Annotated in this window: 19 protein-coding genes, 1 tRNA gene and 1 pseudogene; 12 read left to right on the forward strand and 9 right to left on the reverse strand. The window is 64.6% G+C overall.

Translation table 11 applies throughout. The features are described 5' to 3' along the window. Positions 1-32 precede the first annotated feature (32 nt). The 5 genes and pseudogenes from GGR46_RS17530 to GGR46_RS17550 all read left to right on the forward strand — a co-directional run bounded on the left by GGR46_RS17530 (position 33) and on the right by GGR46_RS17550 (position 5811). The gene (locus GGR46_RS17530) at positions 33-254 is read left to right on the forward strand and encodes a hypothetical protein (RefSeq protein WP_183999310.1); all 222 of its coding nucleotides are present in this window, start codon (positions 33-35) and stop codon (positions 252-254) included. Positions 255-347: 93 nt separating this feature from the next. Next, positions 348-4589: an RHS repeat-associated core domain-containing protein gene (locus GGR46_RS17535; protein ID WP_183999311.1), complete on the forward strand. Its 4242-nt coding sequence runs from the start codon at positions 348-350 to the stop codon at positions 4587-4589. Continuing rightward, positions 4586-4813: a hypothetical protein gene (locus GGR46_RS17540; protein WP_183999312.1), complete on the forward strand. Its 228-nt coding sequence runs from the start codon at positions 4586-4588 to the stop codon at positions 4811-4813. The genes GGR46_RS17535 and GGR46_RS17540 overlap by 4 nt, the downstream gene beginning before the upstream one ends. 115 nt (positions 4814-4928) lie before the next feature. Continuing rightward, positions 4929-5219 (forward strand): annotated as a pseudogene (locus GGR46_RS25935) (RHS repeat-associated core domain-containing protein); the annotation flags it as partial. Between the two features lie 40 nt (positions 5220-5259). After that, the gene (locus GGR46_RS17550; protein ID WP_183999313.1) at positions 5260-5811 is read left to right on the forward strand and encodes a hypothetical protein; all 552 of its coding nucleotides are present in this window, start codon (positions 5260-5262) and stop codon (positions 5809-5811) included. A 369-nt stretch (positions 5812-6180) separates the two neighbouring features. Here GGR46_RS17550 and rtcR read toward each other — a convergent pair whose 3' ends face one another. Continuing rightward, positions 6181-7779 carry an RNA repair transcriptional activator RtcR gene (gene rtcR, locus GGR46_RS17555; protein ID WP_183999314.1) on the reverse strand — a complete coding sequence of 533 codons (1599 nt, stop codon included), beginning with the start codon at positions 7777-7779 and terminating at the stop codon, positions 6181-6183. Positions 7780-8076: 297 nt separating this feature from the next. Here rtcR and GGR46_RS17560 point away from each other — a divergent pair, with 297 nt between their 5' ends. From GGR46_RS17560 to rtcA, 4 genes are all read left to right on the forward strand, one after another. Further along, on the forward strand, positions 8077-9627 hold the full coding sequence (locus tag GGR46_RS17560) for an RNA-binding protein (protein ID WP_183999315.1): 1551 nt from the start codon (positions 8077-8079) through the stop codon (positions 9625-9627). 603 nt (positions 9628-10230) lie between these two features. Then, the gene (locus GGR46_RS17565) at positions 10231-11457 is read left to right on the forward strand and encodes an RtcB family protein (RefSeq protein ID WP_183999316.1); all 1227 of its coding nucleotides are present in this window, start codon (positions 10231-10233) and stop codon (positions 11455-11457) included. Positions 11458-11570: 113 nt separating this feature from the next. After that, entirely contained in the window at positions 11571-12365 is a 795-nt protein-coding gene (locus GGR46_RS17570) for a nucleotidyltransferase domain-containing protein (RefSeq protein ID WP_183999317.1), read from the forward strand. Next, positions 12362-13387, forward strand: a complete 1026-nt coding sequence (gene rtcA / locus GGR46_RS17575) for an RNA 3'-terminal phosphate cyclase (protein ID WP_183999318.1) — start codon at positions 12362-12364, stop codon at positions 13385-13387. Before GGR46_RS17570 ends, rtcA begins: the two co-directional genes overlap by 4 nt. Here rtcA and GGR46_RS25520 read toward each other — a convergent pair. From GGR46_RS25520 to GGR46_RS17585, 3 genes are all read right to left on the reverse strand, one after another. After that, positions 13361-13786 carry a tyrosine-type recombinase/integrase gene (locus GGR46_RS25520; RefSeq protein ID WP_246426203.1) on the reverse strand — a complete coding sequence of 142 codons (426 nt, stop codon included), beginning with the start codon at positions 13784-13786 and terminating at the stop codon, positions 13361-13363. The two genes, rtcA and GGR46_RS25520, sit on opposite strands and share 27 nt — an antisense overlap. A gap of 32 nt (positions 13787-13818) precedes the next feature. Further along, entirely contained in the window at positions 13819-14565 is a 747-nt protein-coding gene (locus tag GGR46_RS25525) for a tyrosine-type recombinase/integrase (protein ID WP_246426204.1), read from the reverse strand. 146 nt (positions 14566-14711) lie between these two features. Then, positions 14712-14802: transfer RNA gene (locus GGR46_RS17585), tRNA-Ser, on the reverse strand. A gap of 67 nt (positions 14803-14869) precedes the next feature. On the opposite strand from GGR46_RS17585, the gene GGR46_RS17590 reads away from it, so the two are divergent. Next, positions 14870-15715 (forward strand): peptidylprolyl isomerase, encoded by an 846-nt coding sequence (locus GGR46_RS17590; RefSeq protein WP_183999319.1) that lies wholly within the window; start codon positions 14870-14872, stop codon positions 15713-15715. 127 nt (positions 15716-15842) lie between these two features. On the opposite strand, the gene GGR46_RS17595 is transcribed toward GGR46_RS17590, so the two are convergent. Genes GGR46_RS17595 through GGR46_RS17610 form a run of 4 tightly spaced genes read right to left on the reverse strand, consistent with a single transcriptional unit; the run spans position 15843 to position 19349 of the window. After that, on the reverse strand, positions 15843-16442 hold the full coding sequence (locus GGR46_RS17595; RefSeq protein WP_183999320.1) for an ABC-type transport auxiliary lipoprotein family protein: 600 nt from the start codon (positions 16440-16442) through the stop codon (positions 15843-15845). Positions 16443-16450: 8 nt separating this feature from the next. After that, positions 16451-17416: an MlaD family protein gene (locus GGR46_RS17600; RefSeq protein ID WP_183999321.1), complete on the reverse strand. Its 966-nt coding sequence runs from the start codon at positions 17414-17416 to the stop codon at positions 16451-16453. Next, a complete protein-coding gene (locus tag GGR46_RS17605; protein WP_183999322.1) occupies positions 17416-18240 on the reverse strand; it encodes an ABC transporter ATP-binding protein in 825 nt (274 codons plus the stop codon). Before GGR46_RS17605 ends, GGR46_RS17600 begins: the two co-directional genes overlap by 1 nt. After that, complete coding sequence (locus GGR46_RS17610; protein WP_183999323.1) at positions 18237-19349, reverse strand: ABC transporter permease; 1113 nt, start codon at positions 19347-19349, stop codon at positions 18237-18239. The genes GGR46_RS17605 and GGR46_RS17610 overlap by 4 nt, the downstream gene beginning before the upstream one ends. A gap of 61 nt (positions 19350-19410) precedes the next feature. Between GGR46_RS17610 and GGR46_RS17615 the strand changes: the two genes are divergently transcribed. Beyond that, positions 19411-20082, forward strand: coding sequence for an HAD family hydrolase (locus GGR46_RS17615; protein WP_183999324.1), 672 nt, complete (start codon positions 19411-19413; stop codon positions 20080-20082). 48 nt (positions 20083-20130) lie between these two features. Continuing rightward, positions 20131-20580 carry a pyridoxamine 5'-phosphate oxidase family protein gene (locus tag GGR46_RS17620; protein WP_183999325.1) on the forward strand — a complete coding sequence of 150 codons (450 nt, stop codon included), beginning with the start codon at positions 20131-20133 and terminating at the stop codon, positions 20578-20580. 7 nt (positions 20581-20587) lie between these two features. Here GGR46_RS17620 and GGR46_RS17625 read toward each other — a convergent pair whose 3' ends face one another. Next, the gene (locus tag GGR46_RS17625; RefSeq protein ID WP_246426205.1) at positions 20588-21847 is read right to left on the reverse strand and encodes a DUF445 domain-containing protein; all 1260 of its coding nucleotides are present in this window, start codon (positions 21845-21847) and stop codon (positions 20588-20590) included. Between the last annotated feature and the right edge of the window lie 8 nt (positions 21848-21855).

Below are 21855 nucleotides of genomic sequence, written 5' to 3' on the forward strand. Positions count from 1 at the left end.
GAATCTAACGCGTCGTCACGAGATGGGGGTATATGCGTAGCATCCTGACCAGCGGGCTCGTCTTGAGCGCGGTTCTCGCTTCACACGCGTCGGCCAATGAAACTGTAACCTACACCTATGACGCGAAGGGGCGTCTGGTGAAGGTCGAGCGCTCGGGGACCGTGAATAACGGGGTGAAGACCGAGTATACCCTCGACAAGGCCGACAACCGCAAGAACGTCAAGGTCACCGGGTCTCCCAATCCCGCTCCCTGACGCGACCATTCGTCCAATCCGCAATCGTCGCAGGCTGCGTTCCTGAAAAGGGAGTCGCGCGGCCGATACCTGGCCTCCTTTCACGGAGCACTTATGATCCGCAAGCACATGACTCCGCGCGCGCGCCGCCTTGGCCTGCTCTGCGCATCGACCATTCTCGGTGCCGGCCACCTAGTGCCGGCTATGGCGCAGACGACGCCACCCATCCATGTCGATGTGGACGAAAATGGTGTGGATCTGGTCAGCGGCAACTATGTCACCACCTTAACGGAAGGCGCGATCGGTTCCGGCGAAGGCAAAGTGGCCTTCACGCGTACCCGCAACGGTGACGGTGGCTGGGCCGACGATTGGACCGGCGGCGTGGCACTTCGGACCGTTGGCGGCTCGACGGTCGCCTATGTCATCCAGGGTCCGGCCTCGGACGCGTTTGCCGTGAGTGGAACCACCTATACTCCCCTGACGGGAAGCGGGGCGACGCTGGTCGTTAACGGTGCAGGCTACACCTATACGGCCTCAGACGGCACCAAGACCGAGTTCAGATCGCTCGGCGTGGGCAAGCTGAGCGGAACTTATCCAGTCCAGGGTTACGCCTGCTCGCGATACGGTGATTTCTCCTGCAGCATCCCGGTCAGTATCACCAAGCCCAACGGGATGAAGTTCACGATTACCTATGACTGGGCGCAGAGATGCACTAGCGGCTCCGGGCCCAGTTGCACCGCAGGCATTTCTTACTATCGGTTGAGCAAAGTCACGAGCTCGGCTGGATATGGTTTCCAGGTAAACTATCAATCAGACACCACGGGCGGCACCTCCTCTGCGCCGCCGACCCCTTGGTATCAGCGGACCTCAGTTGCGTTCTCCAACAGCAACCAACCCCCCGCGTCCGCGCCGACGATCACCTATCTGGATCCGGTGCGGAACTTCGGCGATTATACGGACCCGGCAGGCCGCACCTGGCGTTTCAGCGCCAGCAGCGTGCCGCTGACCGGAATCCAGCGCCCCGGCGCCGCCTCCTATTCGACGACCATCAGCTACAGCGGCACTCCTTCCTATGTGTCGTCGATCACGATCGACGGTCTGACTACCAATTATTCGCGCATCGTCAGCGGCTCGATCGCCACCACAACCGTTACCGACGCGCTCTCAAATCAAAAGATAGTCGAGGCGGACCTGACGAAAGGGCGGGTGCACAAGATCACACAGGTCCTAGCGTCCGGGAACCTCGTTACGCAATTTGACTACGACACGAGCAGCCGCCTGACCGAGGTCACCTATCCCGAAGGCAACAAGGTCCAGTATGCCTATGATGGCCGGGGCAATGTCACTTCGACCACGTTGAAGGCGAAGCCGACGGTAGGTGGCGCGGATATCGTCACGACCGCCAAATATGCGGACAGCTGCAGCAACGTGGTGACGTGCAACAGCCCCATCTGGACCAAGGACGCTAAGCTCAATCAGACCGACTACACCTATGACCCGACAACGGGGCAGCCAACCTCGGTGACGTCCTCCGCGGCAACGGCAGGGGGCGTGCAGCCGCAGACCCGATATAGTTACTCGTCGGTCGCGGGCGTCTCGATGCTGACCGGGGTCTCGGCCTGCCGCACGACCAGCAGCTGTGCCGGCGGCGCCGATGAGGTGAAGACCACGATCTCCTACAACGGCAACCTTCTGCCGAGCGGCGTAAGCAAGGGCTCCGGTGACGGCAGCCTGACCGCCACGCAAACCGCTAGCTATGACAGCTCCGGCAACCTTCTCTCCGTCGATGGACCGCTGGCAGGAAGCGACGACACCACCACGTTCCGCTATGATGCGGCGAATAATCGCGTGGGCATCATTTCCCCAGACCCGGATGGCGCCGGCCCGCGGCTGCGCAGGGCCGAGCGAACCACTTTCAACAGCGATGATCAGCCGACGCTGGTGGAGGTTGGAACAGTGGGCGGAACCGGCGACGGCGACTGGGCAGCCTTCTCCAGCCAGCAGCAGTTGGCCACGACCTATGACTCCAACGGTTTCAAGACCAGGGACGATCTGAGTGCTGGCGGCACGACCTACAATGTGACGCAATACGGCTATGATGCGGCGGGACGCCTGGATTGCACCGCGCTGCGGATGAACGGCGCGACCTGGGGATCATTGCCGGGAGCATGCAGCTTGGCTACCGCCGGCTCCGCCGGACCGGACCGGATCACGCGAAAGATCTATGACGCGGCGGATCGGGTCACCCGGGTCCAGACGGCCTATGGCACGGCCGATCAGGCGGATGAGATCGTGACCGCATATTCTGGCAACAGCAAGGTCGCCAGCGTCACCGATGGTGAAGGCAACAAGACCAGCTACGAATATGACGGATTCGATCGGCTCTCGAAGACCTATTATCCGGTGCCCGCGCAGGGCGCCGCGACGAGTTCGGCGAGCGATTACGAGCAGCTGGGCTATGACGCTGCGAGCAACGTCACTTCGCGCCGCCTGCGGGATGGTCAGACGATCACCTATGGCTATGACAACCTAAATCGCGTAGCCAGCAAGGTGACGCCGAACACCGCCTATCTCGATTGGGACGTGGTCTATAGCTACGATCTGCTGGGGCGCCTCACCAATGCCACCGGAAATGGCTATGCGGTCAACGCGTTCACCTATGACGCGCTTGGGCGTGTCGTGAACGAGCAGAACTACAACGCCGGCACGCTCCATGCCTATGACCTTGCCGGGCGCGAGACGCGGATGACATGGAGCGACGGCTTCCATGTCGATTACGACTACAACCTGACCGGCGAAGTCACGGCGATCCGCGAGAATGGCGCGACCTCGGGTGCTGGCGTGCTTGCGACCTATGGCTATGACGACCTCGGCCGGCGCACGAGCGTCACCCGCGGCAACGGCACCAGCACGAGCTATGGCTATGATGCCGTGTCGCGGCTTTCGTCCCTGAGCCAGGACCTGGGCGGCAGCGCCTATGATTTCACCAACGGCTTCACCTACAATCCTGCAGGCCAGATCGGCGCATCGACCCGCTCGAACGACGCCTATGCCTGGACGGGGCACTACAATGTCGATCGTCCCTATTCGGTCAACGGCCTCAACCAGATGACGGCCGCTGGCGGCACGCCGCTGGGCTATGATGGCCGGGGCAACCTGACCGCTTCGGGAAGCTCGAGCTACGACTATACCTCGGAGAACCGGATGTCGTCCGCGCCCGGCGTCACGATGGTCTACGAGCCGGCCGGCGGGCAGTTGCTGCAATATTATACCGGCCCCTCCGCAGACACGCGCTTCGCCTGGGCCGGCAGCCAGATGGCAGCCGAGTACAACTCGACCAGCGGGACGATCCTGCGCCGCTATGTCTGGGGTCCCGGGACCGACGAACCGGTGGTGTGGTACGAAGGGTCGGGCACGGGCGACCGTCGCTGGCTCCATGCGGACGAGCGCGGTTCGGTGGTGGCCGTGACCGACAGCTCGGGCAACGCGACCGGCATCAACCGCTATGACGAATATGGCATCCCGGCAGCCAGCAATATCGGGCGCTTCCAATATACCGGGCAGGCATGGATGCCCGAGCTCGGGCTCTATTATTACAAGGCGCGGATGTATTCGCCGACTCTTGGACGCTTTATGCAGACCGATCCGATCGGCTATGGAGACGGGCTGAACTGGTACAACTACGTCGGCAGCGATCCCGTCAATCTAATAGACCCCTCCGGGCTTCGAGACTGCAAACCGGGGGAGGTGGGGGTGGCTGTTCCATCGCCACAATATCCGACGCCGGGTAGTGTAATCACGGTCACAGCGCCGATGATATTCTGTGTAAAATTTCCAAGCCAGGGCAAAGGTGGTCAAGGGCCAGGACCTGGACCCGGACCTGGCCCGAAAAAGCCGCAGAATAATAAGCCGCATCCATGCCCGCGCGGCGCCAGGATCAACATCTCGCCGCTGGGTGCTTCTGCGACTGGGGCATTCCTTTACCTGATCGGTAATGTCAGCACCGAAGCCGGCATCTCGATCCCGCTTGAGTCGATCAGCCGTCTCAATTTGCGAGGAACCCAATTCTACGCATCCGGCAGCTTCTCGTTGCTCGGCGGATTGGGCTTCTTCGGAGGTGCTGGTTATTCGCCGTCCGTTGGATATTCCAACGGCCCGGTCCAGTCCGGTGTGAGCGGTCAGCACGTCGTCGCTGCGGGTGCTGCGTTTGGCGGTGGCGGCGAAGTATCGGTCGGCACGAACGGTAGTGGAGGGTCTCTAAGCGGTGGTCCCGACGCGGGTGTGGGTGCCTATGCCGGGTACGGAGGGAAGGTCACTGCCACTGCCGCGACGCCACAGCTGGGATGCACGCCATGAATAAGCCGACGACATTCACGAATTACGCCTTCCAAATTTCAATCTGGGGCGTGATTGCAGTTGCCGCGAGCATCGCGATTGCCGGAATCGTCGACCTGTTTCTTCAGTTGGGATGGGGGTTCTTGCCGAAAGACATAGTGATGGCCGTCATAGTTCTCGCCGTGGCCATCGCAATGAAGGTGGTCGGGACGAAGATCATTTCGTTCTTCGGGGGAGGCTTATAGCTCGGTGTATGATGCTGGCTCACACATTTCGCCGCGAGCGGAAATTGTTGCAGCACAATCCGAAGCAACCTGTGTGCCCGGGCAGGGATGGATGCCCTAGCTCGAGCTCTATCACTACAAGGCGCGGATGTATTCGCCGGAGCTTGATCGCTTCACGCAGACCGATCCGATCGGCTATGAGGACGGGCCGAACTGGTACAATTACGTCGGCGGTGATCCCGTCAATTTGATAGATCCCTCCGGGCTTCGAGACTGCAAACCGGGGGAGGGTGGCTGTTCCACCGCCGCAATATCCGACGCCGGGCAGTGTAATCACGGTCACAGGGCCGATGCTATTCTGTGTAAAAAGTTTCCAAGTCCGGGAAAGGTGGTCAGGGGCCAGGGGCTGATCCTCACTTGGTCCTAGAAAGCCGAAAAAGCAGCGGCCTTTCACATGCGCCGATGCGATGAACGAAAACGGGCGGATTAAGACGAAAACGCTTAGCGGTTCAGGTGTGCTCGCCATTGGAATGGTCGGTGCAACCGGCACTTGGGTCAATCAGCAGACCGGAACGCACGGGACTTTCACAACCTTTGGTTTCGGAGCAGGCTTAGCGGCGGGTGCGACCCTCACAGCACCGAGCTACAGCAGCATCGGTGCATTCACCGGCATGTCAGATGGGTTTTCCATCGGAGCATCGATCGGAGTTGGTGGCGGTCGTTTGGGTATCGGCGGAGGCTATTCAAAATCATGGAACGACTCTGGCTCTGGCGGTGGTGGCACGTTTGATGTCGGAAGTGTGCAGCTGCCATCGGTTAGTTTTGCGGGAACCTGGACGGACACTCAAATATCCAAGTGCCAGCGCGCCAAAGGGATGCCTTGGTCAATATACCCACATTGCTTGCTGGAATTTTCGGAGCTTTCATCGTGGTCCGTGCGCTTAAAACTGGCAGCGGTACACCCGATGGCAAAGGGTTCCGGCGGAATGAGCAACCCGTCATTTTTTGGGCAATTGTAGTCGCTGGCTGCTGTGTGGACGCGGCCCTCTTCTACTTTGCTTTCTTCGGTGAGCCATGAACGATGGCTCGTCAGGATGCCGTATTTGCGAAAACAGGATAAAGGGAATGGCTCCCCCTACGGGGTAAACCATTGTCTGCGCATCGTTGTTTAGGGAAATTGGCGGCACTAGGGTGAAGACTCCGGTGCCGTTTTGGCGCCGGTTGCCGGCACGAGCAGTGCCACCTAGCTCCAAAAAATCTCCTACCGCGTGTGGGGAAGAATGTGGGGGCGGAGATTGTGGGCGAGGAAGCTTTCAAGCTAAATCAAGTGCTTGAGTAGAAAGCTGAAATCCCTCCGCCTTCCCCGCCTTCGTTCGAAAATATTGTGGCTAAAGCGATGCGATGCCAGGCCACTCCAGACCGAACCGTGCGAGATACTTGCGCAGCCGGTCGGCATCGTTCGCCGATGTCCGCCGGGTGCGCGAAGCTGCGAAGAGCGTGCGCCCGGCTTCGGAAAGTGAGCGACTCTTCCGACAGATCCGAATGGTCTCGGCAAGCTGGACGCGATCGAAGGGATCGATTTCAGCCAGGGCCTCGGGCGCAAGGACTTCCGCCAGCACGTCGGCGCCGTCGTCGCGTTGGCCGGACCACAGGCGCTTCAGGCGTCCGATCTCGGCCTCGACGCACTCCATGTCGATGCGGCCCTTGGGGCTGAGGGTCGCCATCCGCGTGACGCTCGCCGCGAGGTCGCGGAAATTGCCCGGCCAGGTCGCGTCCGGGCTGGTCGCGAAAGCGAGATAGCGCTGGCGTGCTTCCCTGTTGAAGCTCGCGCGGTCGCCCTCGCGCTCCGCGAAGCGGTCGAGCTCGTAATCGAGATTGGGCTCGATATCCTCGCGCCGCTCGGCGAGGCCGGGCAACTGGAACGTCCACAGGTTGAGCCGCGCATACAGGTCGTCGCGGAACGTACCGGCGGCCACCGCCTCGCCCAGATCGCGATTGGTGCCGGCGATCAGCTGGAACTCCGACGCGGCTTCCTTGTCCGAGCCAACAGGCAGGAAGCGTTTGTCCTCGATCGCGCGCAGGATCATCGCCTGCTCGTCGAGCCCCAGCTCGCCAATCTCGTCCAGGAACAGCATGCCCCCGTCCGCGGCACGCAGCAGCCCGGGCCGGTCGGCGACCGCGCCGGTAAAGGCACCCTTGCGGTGTCCGAACAAGGCGGACATCGCACTGTCGCCCTTCAAGGTCGCGCAGTTCACTTCGACGAACGGACCTGCGATCTGGTGCTTGAGGCGCTTCAATTCGTAGATGCGGCGCGCAAGCTGGCTCTTGCCCGCCCCGGTCGGGCCCATCAGCAGGATCGGCGCCTTTGAGCGGTGCGCGACATGTTCGATCTCGTCGATCATCCGGTTGAAGGTAACGCTCTGCGTTGCGATGCCAGACTTGAGGAAGGACGTACTCTCCTCTGCTGCCACGGCGAAGCGTGTGGCGATGCTGTCGTAGCGGGAGAGATCGAGGTCGATTGCCGTCCAGCGTCCGGGCGCGCCTCCGTCCTCGGCACGCTTGGCCGGCTGGGTCTGGAGCAACCGCCCGGGCAGATAGCGCGCCTCGGTGAGCAGGAAGAGACAGATCTGGGCGACGTGCGTGCCGGTGGTGATGTGGACCAGATAGTCCTCGGCATCGGGATCGAAGGGCTCGGCGCGGGCGAAGTCGAGCAGCTTGCCGTACACTTCCTCGAAGTCCCACGGATCGCTGAAGTCGAGGCGGCGCAGATCGACCCGTGTCTCGGGCGATACCGACTGGATATCCTCGGCGACATATTCGGCGAGGCGGCTGTGCGGCGCGCCATGGAGCAGGATGAAGCGATCGACGCGCAGATCCTCGTGCATGGTGAGCGCGACCGAGGGGCGCCACTTGTTCCAGCGCGACGGGCCGAACTTGCTCGTGTCCAGCGTCGATCCGAGGAATCCGATAACGGTGAGAGGTTTCATGCTTATCCTATAGGATAAATCTCGATCTACAGCGATAGGATATTTGCGGGCACTTCGTTCTTCCACGGATCACAATGCGGCCGGTGTCTGCAATAAAATCGCTGAGAATCAGTGCATTATAAGAATTGCGCTAGCCGGTTCCATAAACTGGCACGCCTCCTGCGGAGTACATCTGCGTCGGACAGGGCGGTCGAACATCCTGAACCGGCGGCGGAACGCGGGGCGGTCGGAATGGGCTGGCCGCCCCCGAGGAATTCACGGCGTCGCCCAGGGCGGTGCCAGCAGGAGGGTTGGACAATGGCCAACAAGGGACTTTTCGCTTCGGCGATCGCAAAGCTGATGCCGGCCGCGGACACGCGGAACCGAGAGGGAGCGCCGGCCTATGCCTATGGGCCCGAGCACAAGCTCGCCCAGGTCGCGGCGACCGGCACGCTGGCCGACGGCTTCTACGGCGCCGCGGAGACCCAGCTGTCGGACGTACTGGAGGCGGCGCGCGCCTGCGATCCGTACTTCGTGGCGCAGGCAGCCATCTATGCCCGCCAGTCGGGCACGATGAAGGACATGCCGGCTCTGCTGGCGGCCTATCTGACGGTTGCCGATCCCGACCTCGCGGTCGCGGTGTTCAACCGCGTGATCGACAATGGCCGCATGCTGCGCAACTTCGTGCAGATCATGCGCTCGGGCCAGGTGGGCCGCTCGTCGCTCGGCTCGCGGCCGAAGCGGTTGGTCCAGCGCTGGCTGGAGCAGGCATCGATGCCGCAGCTGTTGGCTGCGGCGACGGGCAAGGATCCGAGCCTGGCGGATATCGTCCGCATGGTTCACCCCAAGCCTGCCGATGCGGTGCGGCGCGCTTTCTATGGCTGGCTGATCGGGCGTCCCTATGACGTTGCCGCGCTGCCTGCCGAGATCGCTGCGTTCGAAGCGTGGAAGGCCGATCGGTCGCTGCCGTTGCCGGCGGTGCCGTTCGAGTGGCTCACCGCGTTTCCGCTGACCGCGGAGAACTGGGCAGAGCTTTCCACGCGGATCGGGTGGCAGGCGCTGCGGATGAACCTCAACACGCTGGCGCGCAACGGCGCGTTCGACGTGGCGGGGGTCACCGATGCGGTTGCCGCGCGGCTCACCGACGCGAGTGTGCTCGGAAAGATCAAACCCATGCCCTATCAGCTGATGGTGGCATTGGGGCAGGCCGGTGAGGGCGTGCCGCTCAAGGTGCAGGCGGCGCTGGAGGATGCGCTCGAGCAGTCGCTCGTCCGCGTGCCGACGGTGCCGGGCCGTGTGGTCATCTGTCCTGACGTGTCGGGCTCGATGGGCTCTCCGGCGACGGGTTACCGCAAAGGCGCCTCGTCGAAGGTTCGGTGCATCGATGTCGCGGCCCTGGTCGCGGCGGCGATGCTGCGCACCAACCGTGACACCCGCGTCCTGCCGTTCGAGCAGGCGGTGGTGAAGCTGAAGCTGGATCGCAATGCCCGCGTCGCCGTCAATGCGGCGAAGCTGGCGGCGGTCGGCGGGGGCGGGACCACGGTCTCGGCGCCGCTCGCCCTGCTCAATGCTGAGCGGGCGCAGGTCGACCTGGTCGTGATCGTTTCGGACAACGAGTCCTGGATGGATGCCACCCGGGCCGGCGCGACCGCGACGATGCGCGAATGGGAGCGGCTGAAGAACCGCAACCCGAACGCCAAGCTCGTGTGCGTCGACATCCAGCCCTACGGCACCAGCCAGGCGCCGCAGGGCCGGGCGGACATACTCAATGTCGGAGGCTTCTCCGACGCGGTGTTCGACACCATCGCGCGCTTCGTCTCCGGCGAGACGCGCGACTGGGTGGACATCGTCAAGCAGACGGAGGTCTAACGAATAGGGCCGTGGCGAATGCCGACGGGATTACATTGCTCCAAGGGGAAACCCGAAAGTCCAGAGTAGAGCGCCCGCGAAGCAGCAATGCCGAACGGGAGATGGGGTTCGAGTCCCCCCGTTGCAGCGGTAGCTCAAGGACGTTCTCGTCACTCTTGTCGCCACGGCCCGACACGAACATCACGGCGAATGCCGGGAAGGACTACATTGGTAATGCGGCTGTCGCGGGTTCGAATCCCGCCTGCCCGCAAGGGCAGTAGCTCAGTCTGGTAGAGCACCGGCCCTTAGGGGTGTGTTTCTCATTCTCGTCGCCGTGACCCATTTCAAGCTGGCGAATGCCGGCGGGACTACAGGGTAGAGCACCCGCTGAGAGGCGGGAGGTCGGCGGTTCAACTCCGCCTCCGGGCAACCGGATAGCTCAGCAAAAAATGTCTCGCCATCGATCGTCGCCGGCACAGGACAAGTGAAACGCTGGCGAATGCCGGTGGGACTACATCGGTAAGGCCGAAAGGCTGAGGCGGTTCGACCCCGCCCCCGGGCTCGCCCGGGATGTCTCGCCAATTGTCGTCGCCGGCACCATGATCGCGTTTGAGGGAGGTCGGGATGACCGAGGCTTTGTATGATTTCCAGCACGTCGAAGGTGGCGTGCCGATCAAGATGTGGACCCGCGGCGTGCCGGTCGAGGACGGTGCGCGCGCCCAGCTTGCACGCGCGGCGCAGATGCCGTTCGTGTTCAAGCACGTCGCGGCGATGCCCGATGTCCATATCGGTATCGGGGCGACCGTCGGCTCGGTGATTCCGACTAAGGGCGCGGTGATCCCGGCGGCGGTGGGCGTCGATATCGGCTGCGGCATGATGGCGGCGCGCACGTCGCTGGTGGCGAGCGACCTGCCCGACAATCTCGAGGGCATCCGTTCCGCGATCGAGCAGGCGGTGCCGCACGGACGCGACGTGGGACGGGGCAAGCGTGACAAGGGCTCATGGGGTGATCCGCCCGTGGCGATCGTCGAGGCCTGGGCTACGCTTGCCCAGCGCTTCGAGCGGATCGTCGAGAAATATCCGAAGCTCAAGAACACCAACAATCTGGTGCATCTGGGCACGCTCGGCACAGGCAATCACTTCATCGAGCTGTGCCTCGACCAGGACCAGCGCGTGTGGGTGATGCTTCATTCGGGTTCGCGCGGCATCGGCAACGCGATCGGCAGCTATTTTATCGAGCTGGCGAAGCAGGATATGCGCAAGTGGCACATCAACCTGCCCGACGAGAACCTGGCCTATTTCCCGGAAGGGACCGACCATTTCGACGACTATGTCGAGGCGGTCGGCTGGGCGCAGGACTTTGCGGCGCTGAACCGGCGGATGATGATGACCAATGTCATCCGCGCGCTGCGGGGACAGATCGCCAAGCCGTTCGATGCGGAGTTGGAGGCAGTCAACTGTCACCACAACTATGTCCAGCGCGAGAACCACTTCGGTGAAAACGTGCTGGTCACCCGCAAGGGCGCGGTCCGCGCGGCGAAGGGCGTGCTGGGTATCATCCCCGGCTCGATGGGCGCCAAGTCGTTCATTGTCCGAGGGCTGGGCAACGCGGAGTCGTTCGACAGCTGCTCGCACGGAGCTGGACGCATCATGTCCCGAACCGCGGCGAAGAAGCTGGTGACGCTCGACGAGCACATCCGCGACACTGCGGGCGTCGAGTGCCGCAAGGACGAAGGCGTGATCGATGAGACGCCCAAGGCGTACAAGCCGATCGAGGCTGTGATGGCGGCGCAGGCCGACCTGGTCGAGATCGTCCATACGCTCAAGCAGGTGGTGTGCGTGAAGGGCTAAAGCTCTCGTCAGCCCGACACGCACACCGCCGATTTTCCCGAAAGGGCCGAAAAGGATGCGTCGCCGCCCGAAAACGGGCGTGCGGCGCACCTGCAGGTTTGATGAGAAGAAAGATGACGCAGGCTGACAAGACCATCCCTCCCACCGTGCGGCGCGAGATCGAAACCCGCCTCGACCGGATCGAGGCGGACAATGGCGTGCGCCTGCTGCTCGCGATCGAATCCGGTTCACGTGCCTGGGGCTTCCCCTCGCCCGACAGCGATTACGACGTTCGCTTCCTCTATGTCCGTCCACGCGACTGGTATCTGTCGCTCGCGCCTGGCCGCGACGTGATCGAGACGCCCATCGAGGACGAGATCGATCTGAATGGCTGGGACGTGCGCAAGGCCCTTACCCTTCTGCTCAAGTCGAATGCCGTGGTGAGCGAGTGGATCGAATCGCCGATTCGCTACCGGCCCGGCGATCCCTTTGTCGACCGGTTGAGGAGCCTCGCGGACGATCTGCTCAATCCGCGCGCGATTGCGTATCACTATGCGCGATCGGGCAAGCTGGCTGCGGATCGGTGGCTCGATGATGGGGATGCAGTGCCGGTGAAGAAGTATTTCTACGCACTGCGCCCGGCGTTGGCGATCCGTGCAATTCGGCTGAACCCGGCATCGCGCCTGCCGATGAACCTGCAGGCGCTGGTTGCCGCCAGCGACCTGTCGTCGGCGCTCGTCGAGCAGATCAATGCGCTGGTTGAGGCCAAGGCGCGCACCAACGAACGTGCGAACGGTGCCCGGCTGCCTGAGATCGATGCGCTGATCCGCGGCGAGCTCGATCTGGCGAGCGAGCTGCCGGCACGCAAGCTGCGCGATCGCTTCGTCGATCGCGCGGATCAACTCTTTCTTGAACTGACAAACACATGATCATCATTGACGGATCAGAGGGAGAAGGCGGCGGACAGGTGGTGCGCAACAGCTGCGCGCTGTCGCTCGTCACCGGGCAACCCTTCCGCATCACCAATGCGCGCGGCAAGCGCGAGAAGCCGGGGCTGATGCGTCAGCACGTCACTGCGATCGAGGCCGCGTGCGCGATCGGCAGCGCGACCTGCGAGGGCGTGGCGGTCGGCGCGTCCGACTTCACCTTTACGCCTGGCCGCGTCACACCCGGCGAATATCACTTCGCGGTGGGTACCGCGGGAAGCACCGGGCTGGTCTTCCAGACGCTGCTGATGCCGCTGCTACTGGCCGGCGGACCCTCGCGGCTCGTCCTCGAGGGCGGCACGCACAACATGCTTGCGCCACCGTTCGACTTCATGGCGAAGGCGTTCGTACCGGTGGTGCGTCGCTTGGGCGCCCAGATCGAGATGCGGCTGGTCCGCCACGGCTTCTATCCGCGCGGCGGAGGGCGGATAGAGGTGGATATCGTACCTGGCACGCTGGCGCCGATCGATTGCATCGATCGCGGCGCGCTCCTGTCCGTCTCGGGTGCGGCATTGTTCGCGGCGCTGGCGCCCAACATCGCTGAGCGTGAGATCGCGACGGCGCGCAAGTTGCTGCCGGATTGGCCGGACGGCGCGTTTGCCGTACGGCAGCTTCCGGACGAGCAAGGTCCGGGCAACGTCTTGTTGCTCGAGGCGGTGTTCGAGCATGCGACGGAGGTCGTCACGGGTTTCGGCAAGCTGGGCCTGTCGGCGGAGTCGCTTGCCAAGACGGCGGCGCATCGCATGGCCGGGTTTCTCGCTTCCGATGCATTCGCCGGGCCTTACTTGGCGGATCAGCTTCTGCTGCCTTTCGCACTGGCGGGCGGTGGCAGCTTCACTACGGTGAAGCCGAGCCAGCATGCGCTTACCGCACGCGACATCATCGAGCGCTTCACCGGTCAACGCTGGGTGTTCGAACAGCAGTCGAACGGCTGCCACCTAGTGCGGCGGAAGCGCGACGCTTGATTCCTCTACCCGCTCCTCCTTCGATGGAGCGGGTACCTTCTTACAGAAGGTTGCCCAGTCACGCATGAGAAGACGGCGTTTGTCGAGGAAGTCGGTCCGGCGGTAGGCTGCTTCGACCTTGTTCGACACGGTGTGGGCGAGCGCTGCCTCTGCCACTTCGCCCGAATAGTCCGTCTGCTCTGCCACCCAATCCCGGAAAGCGGATCGGAATCCGTGCACGGTCACCATAAGCTCCATGTCCCGCAGGATCTTGAGCAGGGTCATGTCGGAAAGGGGTTTCTTCACATCCTGAACGGGAAACACGAGGTCGCCGACACCGGCTCTATACCGCTGGGCGCGTTCGAACACGGCGACGACCTTCGGTGACAGTGGCACGATATGGACTTTGCCCATCTTCATGCGGGCGGCGGGGATGGTCCACAGCGCGGCTTTCAGATCAAGCTCCGCCCAAGTGGCACCGCGATCTCTCCGGATCGCGTAGCGGTCAAAATGAGCGCTTCCACCGCAAGCCGCCCTACGGATTCACGTTCTCCAAGCTTTTCGACGAAAGCCGGAACGTCCGCGTAGGGCATCGCGGCGAAGTGCCCGTCCTTCTTGGGCTGACGAGGCGACCCTTTGGAGACCGACCGCATGGGCGCTTCGGTGGCCCGAAACCCTTTGGCGCAAGCCCAATCGAGAACAGTCCCAATACGTTGCCGTACCCGCCTCGCGGTCTCCGGCTTGGACAGCCAGATCGAGATTAGCACGTCCCGAATGGCTGGCCCCTCGATCTTATCGACGGTCAGGTCGCCAATTTTGGGGAAGGCGTAGGTCGTTAGGGTCGCAATCCACTGGTTCTGATGCTTGCCGTTCTTCCACGCCTTTTCGTGCTCTTCGTGAACCAGCTTGGCAGCCTCGCGGAATGTCGGGATCGCCTGGCGTTCCTGCTTTCGCTCAGCGACGGGATTGATTCCTTGCGCGATCTTTTGCCGCGTAGCGAAGGCTGCATCGCGTGCGTCCTTCAGCGACACGGACTTTGTCGAGCCCAGCCCGATATCCTGTCGCTTGCCGTTATTCTGTACGCGTAGAATCCAGCTGGCGGCTCCTTTGCCATCGATCTCGAGGAACAGGCCGTCGCCGTCCGAGTATCGGCCGGGTTCGGTCAGCGACCGAATTTTGACGGCAGTGAGCTTTCCCATGGCATCTCGCCTCTTTCTTTCCCACACTTTTCCCCACACTTGATGTGAGATCGTGTCGGATTGAGTGAAATGCAGCGGAACGAGAAAACCGCTGATTTCTGGGGTTTTCTAGCGGTTTTTAGGGGGGTGGCGAGCCCTTAGAGGGGTGGCGGAGCGGGAGGGATTCGAACCCTCGATACGGTTTTGCCGTATACTCACTTTCCAGGCGAGCGCCTTCGACCACTCGGCCACCGCTCCGCATGCTCTGGAAGTTGCGTGCCCTAAACGTTGACGAAGGGCTAGGCAAGCAGCAGTCTCCGCAGCCATGCTCAAGCTGCTCCTCGCGTTCGCCGCGCTCGCCCAGACCGTCCCCTCGGACCCCGCTCCCGAAGACTGGAAGGCGATCCCCGACAACGAGATCCTGGTGATGACGCTGCAGGGCGGCCACCAGGTCCATATCCGCCTCGCCCCGCGCTACGCCCCCGCGCACGTCGCCAATATCCGCAAGCTCGCCGAGGCGCATTGGTGGGACGGCACCAGCGTCTACCGCGTCCAGGACAATTACGTCACCCAGTGGGGCGGCGGCGACGACAAGACGACGCTCCCGCCCGGCGTGATCGAGAACCCGCCCGCGGAATATGAGTGGCCCGGCTTCGACGCCGTGAAGAGCGTCACCTTCGCCAAGCCCGACAGCTATGCCGCCAGGACCGGCCTCAGCGCCGATGGCTGGCCGCTCGCCAATTACGGCGCGGTCAGCTCGCTCACCCATTGCTATTCGATGGTCGGCGTCGCCCGCGACCTTGCCCCCTCCACAGGCAGCGGCGCCGAGCTCTACACGGTGATCGGCCACGCCCCGCGCCCGCTCGACCGCAACATCGCGATCGTCGGCCGAGTGGTCGAGGGGATGCAGTGGCTCTCCAGCCTGCCGCGCGGCACCGCCCAGCTGGGCGTCTATGCCAAGGACCAGGTGCCCACGCCGATCCTGTCGGTGCGCCTCGCCAGCCAGCTGCCCGAGGACGAGCGCCCGCACTTCCAGTACCGCGCCACCGACAATCCGCGCTTCGCCGCCTGGATCAAGGCGCGCGAGAATCGCGACGGGGCGTTCTTCACCGTGCCGATGGGCGGGGTGGACGTGTGCAACGCGCTGCCGGCGGTGCGGCGGGCGCAGTAACGGCGGGTATCGTCATCCCGGCGAAAGCCGGGATCTCGTGCCGTATCGCGCCTTCGCCTGAGATCCCGGCTTTCGCCGGGATGACGGTTGGGGGGCGGGATGACGGGTTTGGGGGTGACGGCTTGCCTTACTTCCCCACCCAGTCCGCGACTTCCACCGCGACCTGGTTGGCCGCGGTGTTGAGCGCGGCGGCGACCAGCTCGGGCTTCACTTCGGCCAGCGGCGCGCGGGCTTCGAAGCGGCGCTTCTGGAACTTGGTGGCGTCGTCGCCCTGGACCAGCAGCGCATCGAACACGACCACCGCCTGGTTGGTGTCGGCATCGACGCCGAAGCGGCGCAGCTCGCCCGAGAGCACGGCGCCCGGATCGATCTGGGACTGGCGATAGCTGAGCACCGGCCGGCCGGTGCGCGCCGAGATGGTGTCGCCGACCAGCCGGGCGAACAGGCGCGGCGGCGCCTCCACCCATTGCGCGTCCTTCACATAGGCGACGGCATTCTCGCCCTGATGGACCGGCACGCGCACCGTCGCCAGCTCGTGCGGCACCGTCGGGAACAGCACGGTGACGGTGGTGCCCGAAGCGGCGGTCTGCACGTCGCCGGGCTTGATCTGCTCGGCGGCCTGCAGGCTGAGGAACGGCGTCTTGGGCGGCTTGCCCCCGAACGAGATGCAGCCGGAGAGCATGGCGGCGAGCGGTGCGGCCAGCAGGAGCGGGGCGAACTTCTTCATCGCGTCTCTCACTTCTTGGGCTTGTAGTCAGGGAGCTTGGAGCTGCCGACCAGGCTGGACGCGCCACCCTGATCGATCTTGTCGGCGACCGAGGAGAGCGACTGGGCCATCTGGCGCAGATCCTGGATCAGCTGGCCGATCTCGGGCACGGTCTTCTTCGAGAAGGCCTGCACGCCGGGGCGGGCATCGCCGAGCATCGCATCGAGCGTTTCCATGCTCTTCTTCGCCGAGGCGATCGTCTTGTTGAGATTGGCGATGGTCGGCTTGACGTCCTCGGCGACGACGCCGTTGGTCGTCTTGGCCAGCTCGCCGATCTGCTCGGTGGCCTCGCCGAACTTCTGGATAGCCTTGCGCGTCTCGGCCAGCGTCGCGGCGATCTCCGGCCCGCGATCGGCGAGCGCGTCGGTCAGGCGATTGGTGTTCGCCAGGATGCCGGCGATCGACGCCTGGTTCTTGTCGCTGATCAGCTCGGTCAGCCGTTCGGTGAGCGTGGTCAGCCGCTCGAGCAGCTTCGGCGCCGAGGAGAAGATCGCGCCGAGGCCGCCGGGCTTGGTGGGGATCACCGGCACGCCGAGCGGGCAGGCCGCCTCGGGATGCTCGCGCGGGCACTTGATCGGCGGGGCGCCCTTCACCGCGCCTTCGAGCTGCACCGTGCTGGGGCCGGTGAAGCTGCTCTGGATCGTCGCGGTGGTGCCCTCGAGGATCGGCACTTCGTCCTTCACCGTGATGCGGACGCGGACCAGCTGGGGATCGGGCTTCCAGAACTCGATCGCCTTGACCTGGCCCGATGGCACGCCGGAGAATGCCACGGCCGAACCCGGATTGAGCCCGTCGACCGCCTGGCGGAAGAAGATGTCGTATTCGCGCTCATTGCCGCCCGAGAGGCGGGCGAGCCAGACGATGAACAGCGCCAGCACCGCGAGCAGGATCAGCACGACGGCGCCGACGAGCACGTGATTCGATCGAGTTTCCATCAGCCCCTGTCCTCAGCCTCGGCATGTGCCTTGGCGCTGCCGACCGCTGCGCGCCCGCGCGGTCCGTTGAAATATTCCTGGATCCACGGGTGATCCAAGGCGAGCAGTTCGGGAATCGTTCCCACTGCGATGACCTTCTTGTCCGCCAGCACCGCGACGCGGTCGCAGATGGCGTAGAGCGTGTCGAGATCGTGCGTGATCAGGAACACGGTGAGCCCCAAAGTCTTCTGGAGCGAGGCGGTGAGCTCGTCGAACGCCGCCGCGCCGATCGGATCGAGCCCGGCGGTGGGCTCGTCGAGGAACAGCAGCTCCGGATCGAGCGCCAGCGCGCGGGCGAGGCCGGCGCGCTTCTTCATGCCGCCCGACAGCTCGGACGGATATTTGGGCGCGGCCTCGGGCGGCAGGCCGGTCATCACCACCTTGTAGGCGGCGATCTCGTCGAGCAGCGCCTGGTCGAGCAGCGGATAATATTCCTTGAGCGGGACCTGGACGTTCTCCGAAACGGTGAGCGTGGAGAAGAGCGCGCCGCCCTGGAACAGGATGCCCCAGCGCTTGCGGATCGCCGTCGCCTCGGTTTCCTCGCGGCCGATCGTGTTCTCGCCGAACACTTCGATCTCGCCCTCGATCGGCGTCTGCAGCCCGATGATCGAGCGCATCAGCACCGACTTGCCGGTGCCCGAGCCGCCGACCACGCCGAGGATCTCGCCCCGGCGCACGTCGAGATCGAGCCCGTCATGGACGATCTGATCGCCGAACCCGTTCCGGAGGTGGCGGACCTGGATGACGAGGTCGTCCTGCGCTTCGGTGTCGCGGGTGTCGGTCATATCCACCCGATCTGGCTGAAGAACACGGCGAAGAAGGCGTCGAGCACGATCACCAGGAAGATCGCCTGGACCACCGCGGTGGTGGTGCGCCGGCCGACCTGCTCGGCGTCGCCTTCCACCTGCATGCCCTGGAAGCAGCCGGCGATGGCGATGATCGCGCCGAACACCGGCGCCTTGATCAGGCCGACCCACAGATCGTTGAGCGGCACGACCTCGCGGATGCGCTGGACGAAGGTGATCGGCGGGATGTCGAGCTGCACCCAGCAGAGCAGGCCGCCGCCGATGATCGCGATCAGCGCCGAATAGAAGCCGAGCAGGGGCAGCATCGTCACCACCGCGATGGTGCGCGGCACCACCAGCGCCTCCATCGGCGAGACGCCGATCGTGCGCATCGCGTCGATCTCCTCGGTGAGCTTCATCGTGCCGATCTGCGCGGCGAAAGCGGAACCGGAACGCCCGGCGACCATGATCGCGGTCATCAGCACGCCGAGCTCGCGCAGGGTGATGCGGCCGACCAGGTTGATCGTGTAGACCTCCGCGCCGAACTGGCGGAGCTGCACCGCGCCCTGCTGGGCGATCACCACGCCGATCAGGAAGCTCATCAGGCCGATGATGCCCAGCGCCGAAACGCCGACCACTTCGAAGCGGTGGACGGTGGCATGGAAGCGGAAGCGGCGCGGATGCGTGGCGACGTTCCAGAAGGCGATCACCGTGGCGCCCATGAAGCCGAGCAGGCCGTAGAGCGTGTGTGCCGCGGTGAACACCGCGTCGCCGATCTCGGCGAGCAGATGGACGAAGGCGCTCTCCGGCTTGGGCGGCAGCGCGATCGGGTGCTCGGCGGCGACGACCTGGTCGAACAGATGCTGGCTGGCGGGCTCGAGCCCCTCGACCTTCGCGTCCTTCTCCCGGGCGAAGCGGTGGACCACCCAGGCGCCGACCGTGTCGATCCGCTCGACCTGCGACAGGTCGATGCTGGCGATCGCGCCATCGACGGTATCGAGCCGGTCGGGCAGATCGCCCAGGCTGGCGAGCGACAAATTGCCGGTGAAGCGGAGGACTGCGCCGCCGCTGCCGGAATCAACCCGTTCGAAATCGGTCAAAGCGCTCATCGCGCGCACCTTTCGGCGATTCGGACTGGATCGGCAAGCGTCCCCGCTCGTAGATGCGTCAATGCACTGTCTCGCAATCTACGACATGGACAAGACGATCACCGCCGCGCCGACCTGGACGCGGTTCCTGATCGCCGCTGCGAAGGCGCACGCGCCGTGGCGGCTGGCGCTGTTCCCGGCGGTGGGCGTGGCCGGGATCGGCTATTTCCTCAAGCTGGTCGACCGTGCCGGCCTCAAGCAATTCTCGCAGCGCCTGCTGCTCGGCGGGGCGCTGACGCCCGAGGAGATGGCCAAGGTCGCCGAAGGCTTCGCCGCGCACGAGGTGGCGCATGGCGTGCTCCACGGCGCGCGCGCGCAGATCGAGGCGGATCGCGCCGGCGGCTACCGGATCGTGATGGCGACGGCCTCGCACGGTTATTATGCCGCCGCGATCGCCCGTCGCCTGGGCATTGTCGACGTGATCGCAACAGAGGCTAGGCGCGATGCTCAAGGCCGGATTCTCTCCCTGATTGAAGGCGATAACTGTTACGGGCCCGTAAAGCTCCACAGAATCGAGCGCTGGATGGCGGAGCAGGCGATTCCGCGGGGCGATGCGCATGTCCGCGCCTATTCGGACCATGTCTCCGACGCGCCGATGCTCGACTGGGCGGACGAAGGCTATGCGGTCAATGCCCACGGCCCGCTCCGTGCGCTTGCCGCCGAAAAGGGCTGGCCGATCCTCGACTGGAGATAATCGCCGCGGCGTTCGTTCTTCCCCGCACGACAAGATGCGGAGAGGATCATGGCCAAGACGCTGAAACAACTGGCGGAAATGATGAAGGATGTCGATTTCGCGATGCTCTCGACGCATAGCGAGGGCGGCACCATCGCGGCGCGCCCGATGAGCAACAACCGCGACGTCGACTATGACGGCGACAACTGGTTCTTCGCCTGTGAGGATACGCGGCTGATCGCCGACCTGCTGGCGAATGCGCAGGTCGGGCTCGGCTTCCAGGCCAAGGCCGGGCTGCTCGGCATGAAGCCGGTGTTCGTCCATGTCGAAGGCATGGCCGAGCTGATCCGCGACAAGGCGGCGTTCGAGGAACATTGGACCAAGGGGCTGAGCCTGTGGTTCAAGCAGGGCGTCGACACGCCGGGGCTGGTGCTGATCAAGGTGCACGGGGTCCGCGCGCATTACTGGGACGGCGAGGATCAGGGCGAGATCGTGCTGGCGCGGGAGGTGGCGGTCTAGAGAGGCGTCAGAGCAGCGTGTCCACCGTGTGGATCGCGACGCCGACCAGCCCGCCGACCAGGGTGCCGTTGATGCGGATATATTGCAGGTCGCGGCCGACCGCATTTTCCAGCCGGCCGGTGATCGTCTGCGCGTCCCAGCCCTTGATCGTGTCCGAGACCAGCCGGACGATGCCGTCGCCATAATCGGTCGCCGCGCCCACGGCGGTGCGGCGGGCGAAGCGATTGATCATATGGGCGAGGCGGCGGTCGGTTTGCAGCGTCTGCCCGAGCTGGCGCATCGCGTCGCCGAACGCGCCGGTCAGCAGCGCGTCGGGGCTCCGCGCGACGCGGAGCAGGGACGCGCGGCCGGTCTCCCAGATGCCCATCCACCAGTCGGCCAGCGCCGGATTGTCGAGCAGCTCGTTCTTGAACGCCTCGACCTGCGCGCGGCGCGCGGGATCGGTCTGCAGGTCGCGGGCGAGCTGGGCGATGCCCTCCTCTGCCTTGGCGCGCAGCGGGTGGCCGGGATCCTCGGCCATGTCGCCGATCAGCTTGGCGAGGCCCTCGATGATCTTGTTGGCCAGCGTCTCGTCCAGGCCGGTCCAGCGCATCACCGCGCCCGAGCGCTCGTGCACCATCTGGCGGATCAGATGCTCGTTGGCGTCGAGTATCTTCGCCGCCCAGCGGACGATGCCGTCGAGCAGGGGGCGGTGGCGGTCCTCCTGGATCGCGGCCTCGAGCGCGCGGCCGAGCAGCGGGGCGATCTCGAGCGCGCGGAGGCGTCCGGCGATGGTGTGCTTGACCATGCCGCCCAGCCGCTCCTGGTCGAGCGCCTCCAGCACATCCGCGCCGAGCCGGCCGAGGCCCGCGCGCAGCCGGCCGCGCCCGGGGCCGGGATCGGCGAGCCAGCGGCCGGCGGCGCCGGCGACGTCGAGCCGCTGCATCCGGCGGGCGACGACCTTGGGGGTGAGGAAATTGTCGCGCAGGAACTGGGCGAGGGTGGAGGCGATCCGGTCCTTGTTGCGCGGGATGATCGCGGTGTGGGGGATCGGGAGGTGGAGCGGGTGGCGGAACAGCGCGGTCACCGCGAACCAGTCGGCCAGGCCGCCGACCATCGCCGCCTCGGCAAAGGCGCGGACATAGCCGATCGCGGGGTGGAGAGGGTCGAAGGCGCGTGCCAGCAGGAAGAGGGCGGCCATCGCCACCAGCAGGCCGGTCGCCACCAGCCGCATCTGCCTGAGGCCGGGGGCGACGGCCTCGGATGAAGAAAGGGGAGTGCGCAACATGGTCACGC

Origin of the sequence: Sphingomonas kyeonggiensis (genome assembly GCF_014196745.1) — a bacterium.
In the GTDB taxonomy this organism is placed as follows: domain Bacteria; phylum Pseudomonadota; class Alphaproteobacteria; order Sphingomonadales; family Sphingomonadaceae; genus Sphingomonas; species Sphingomonas kyeonggiensis.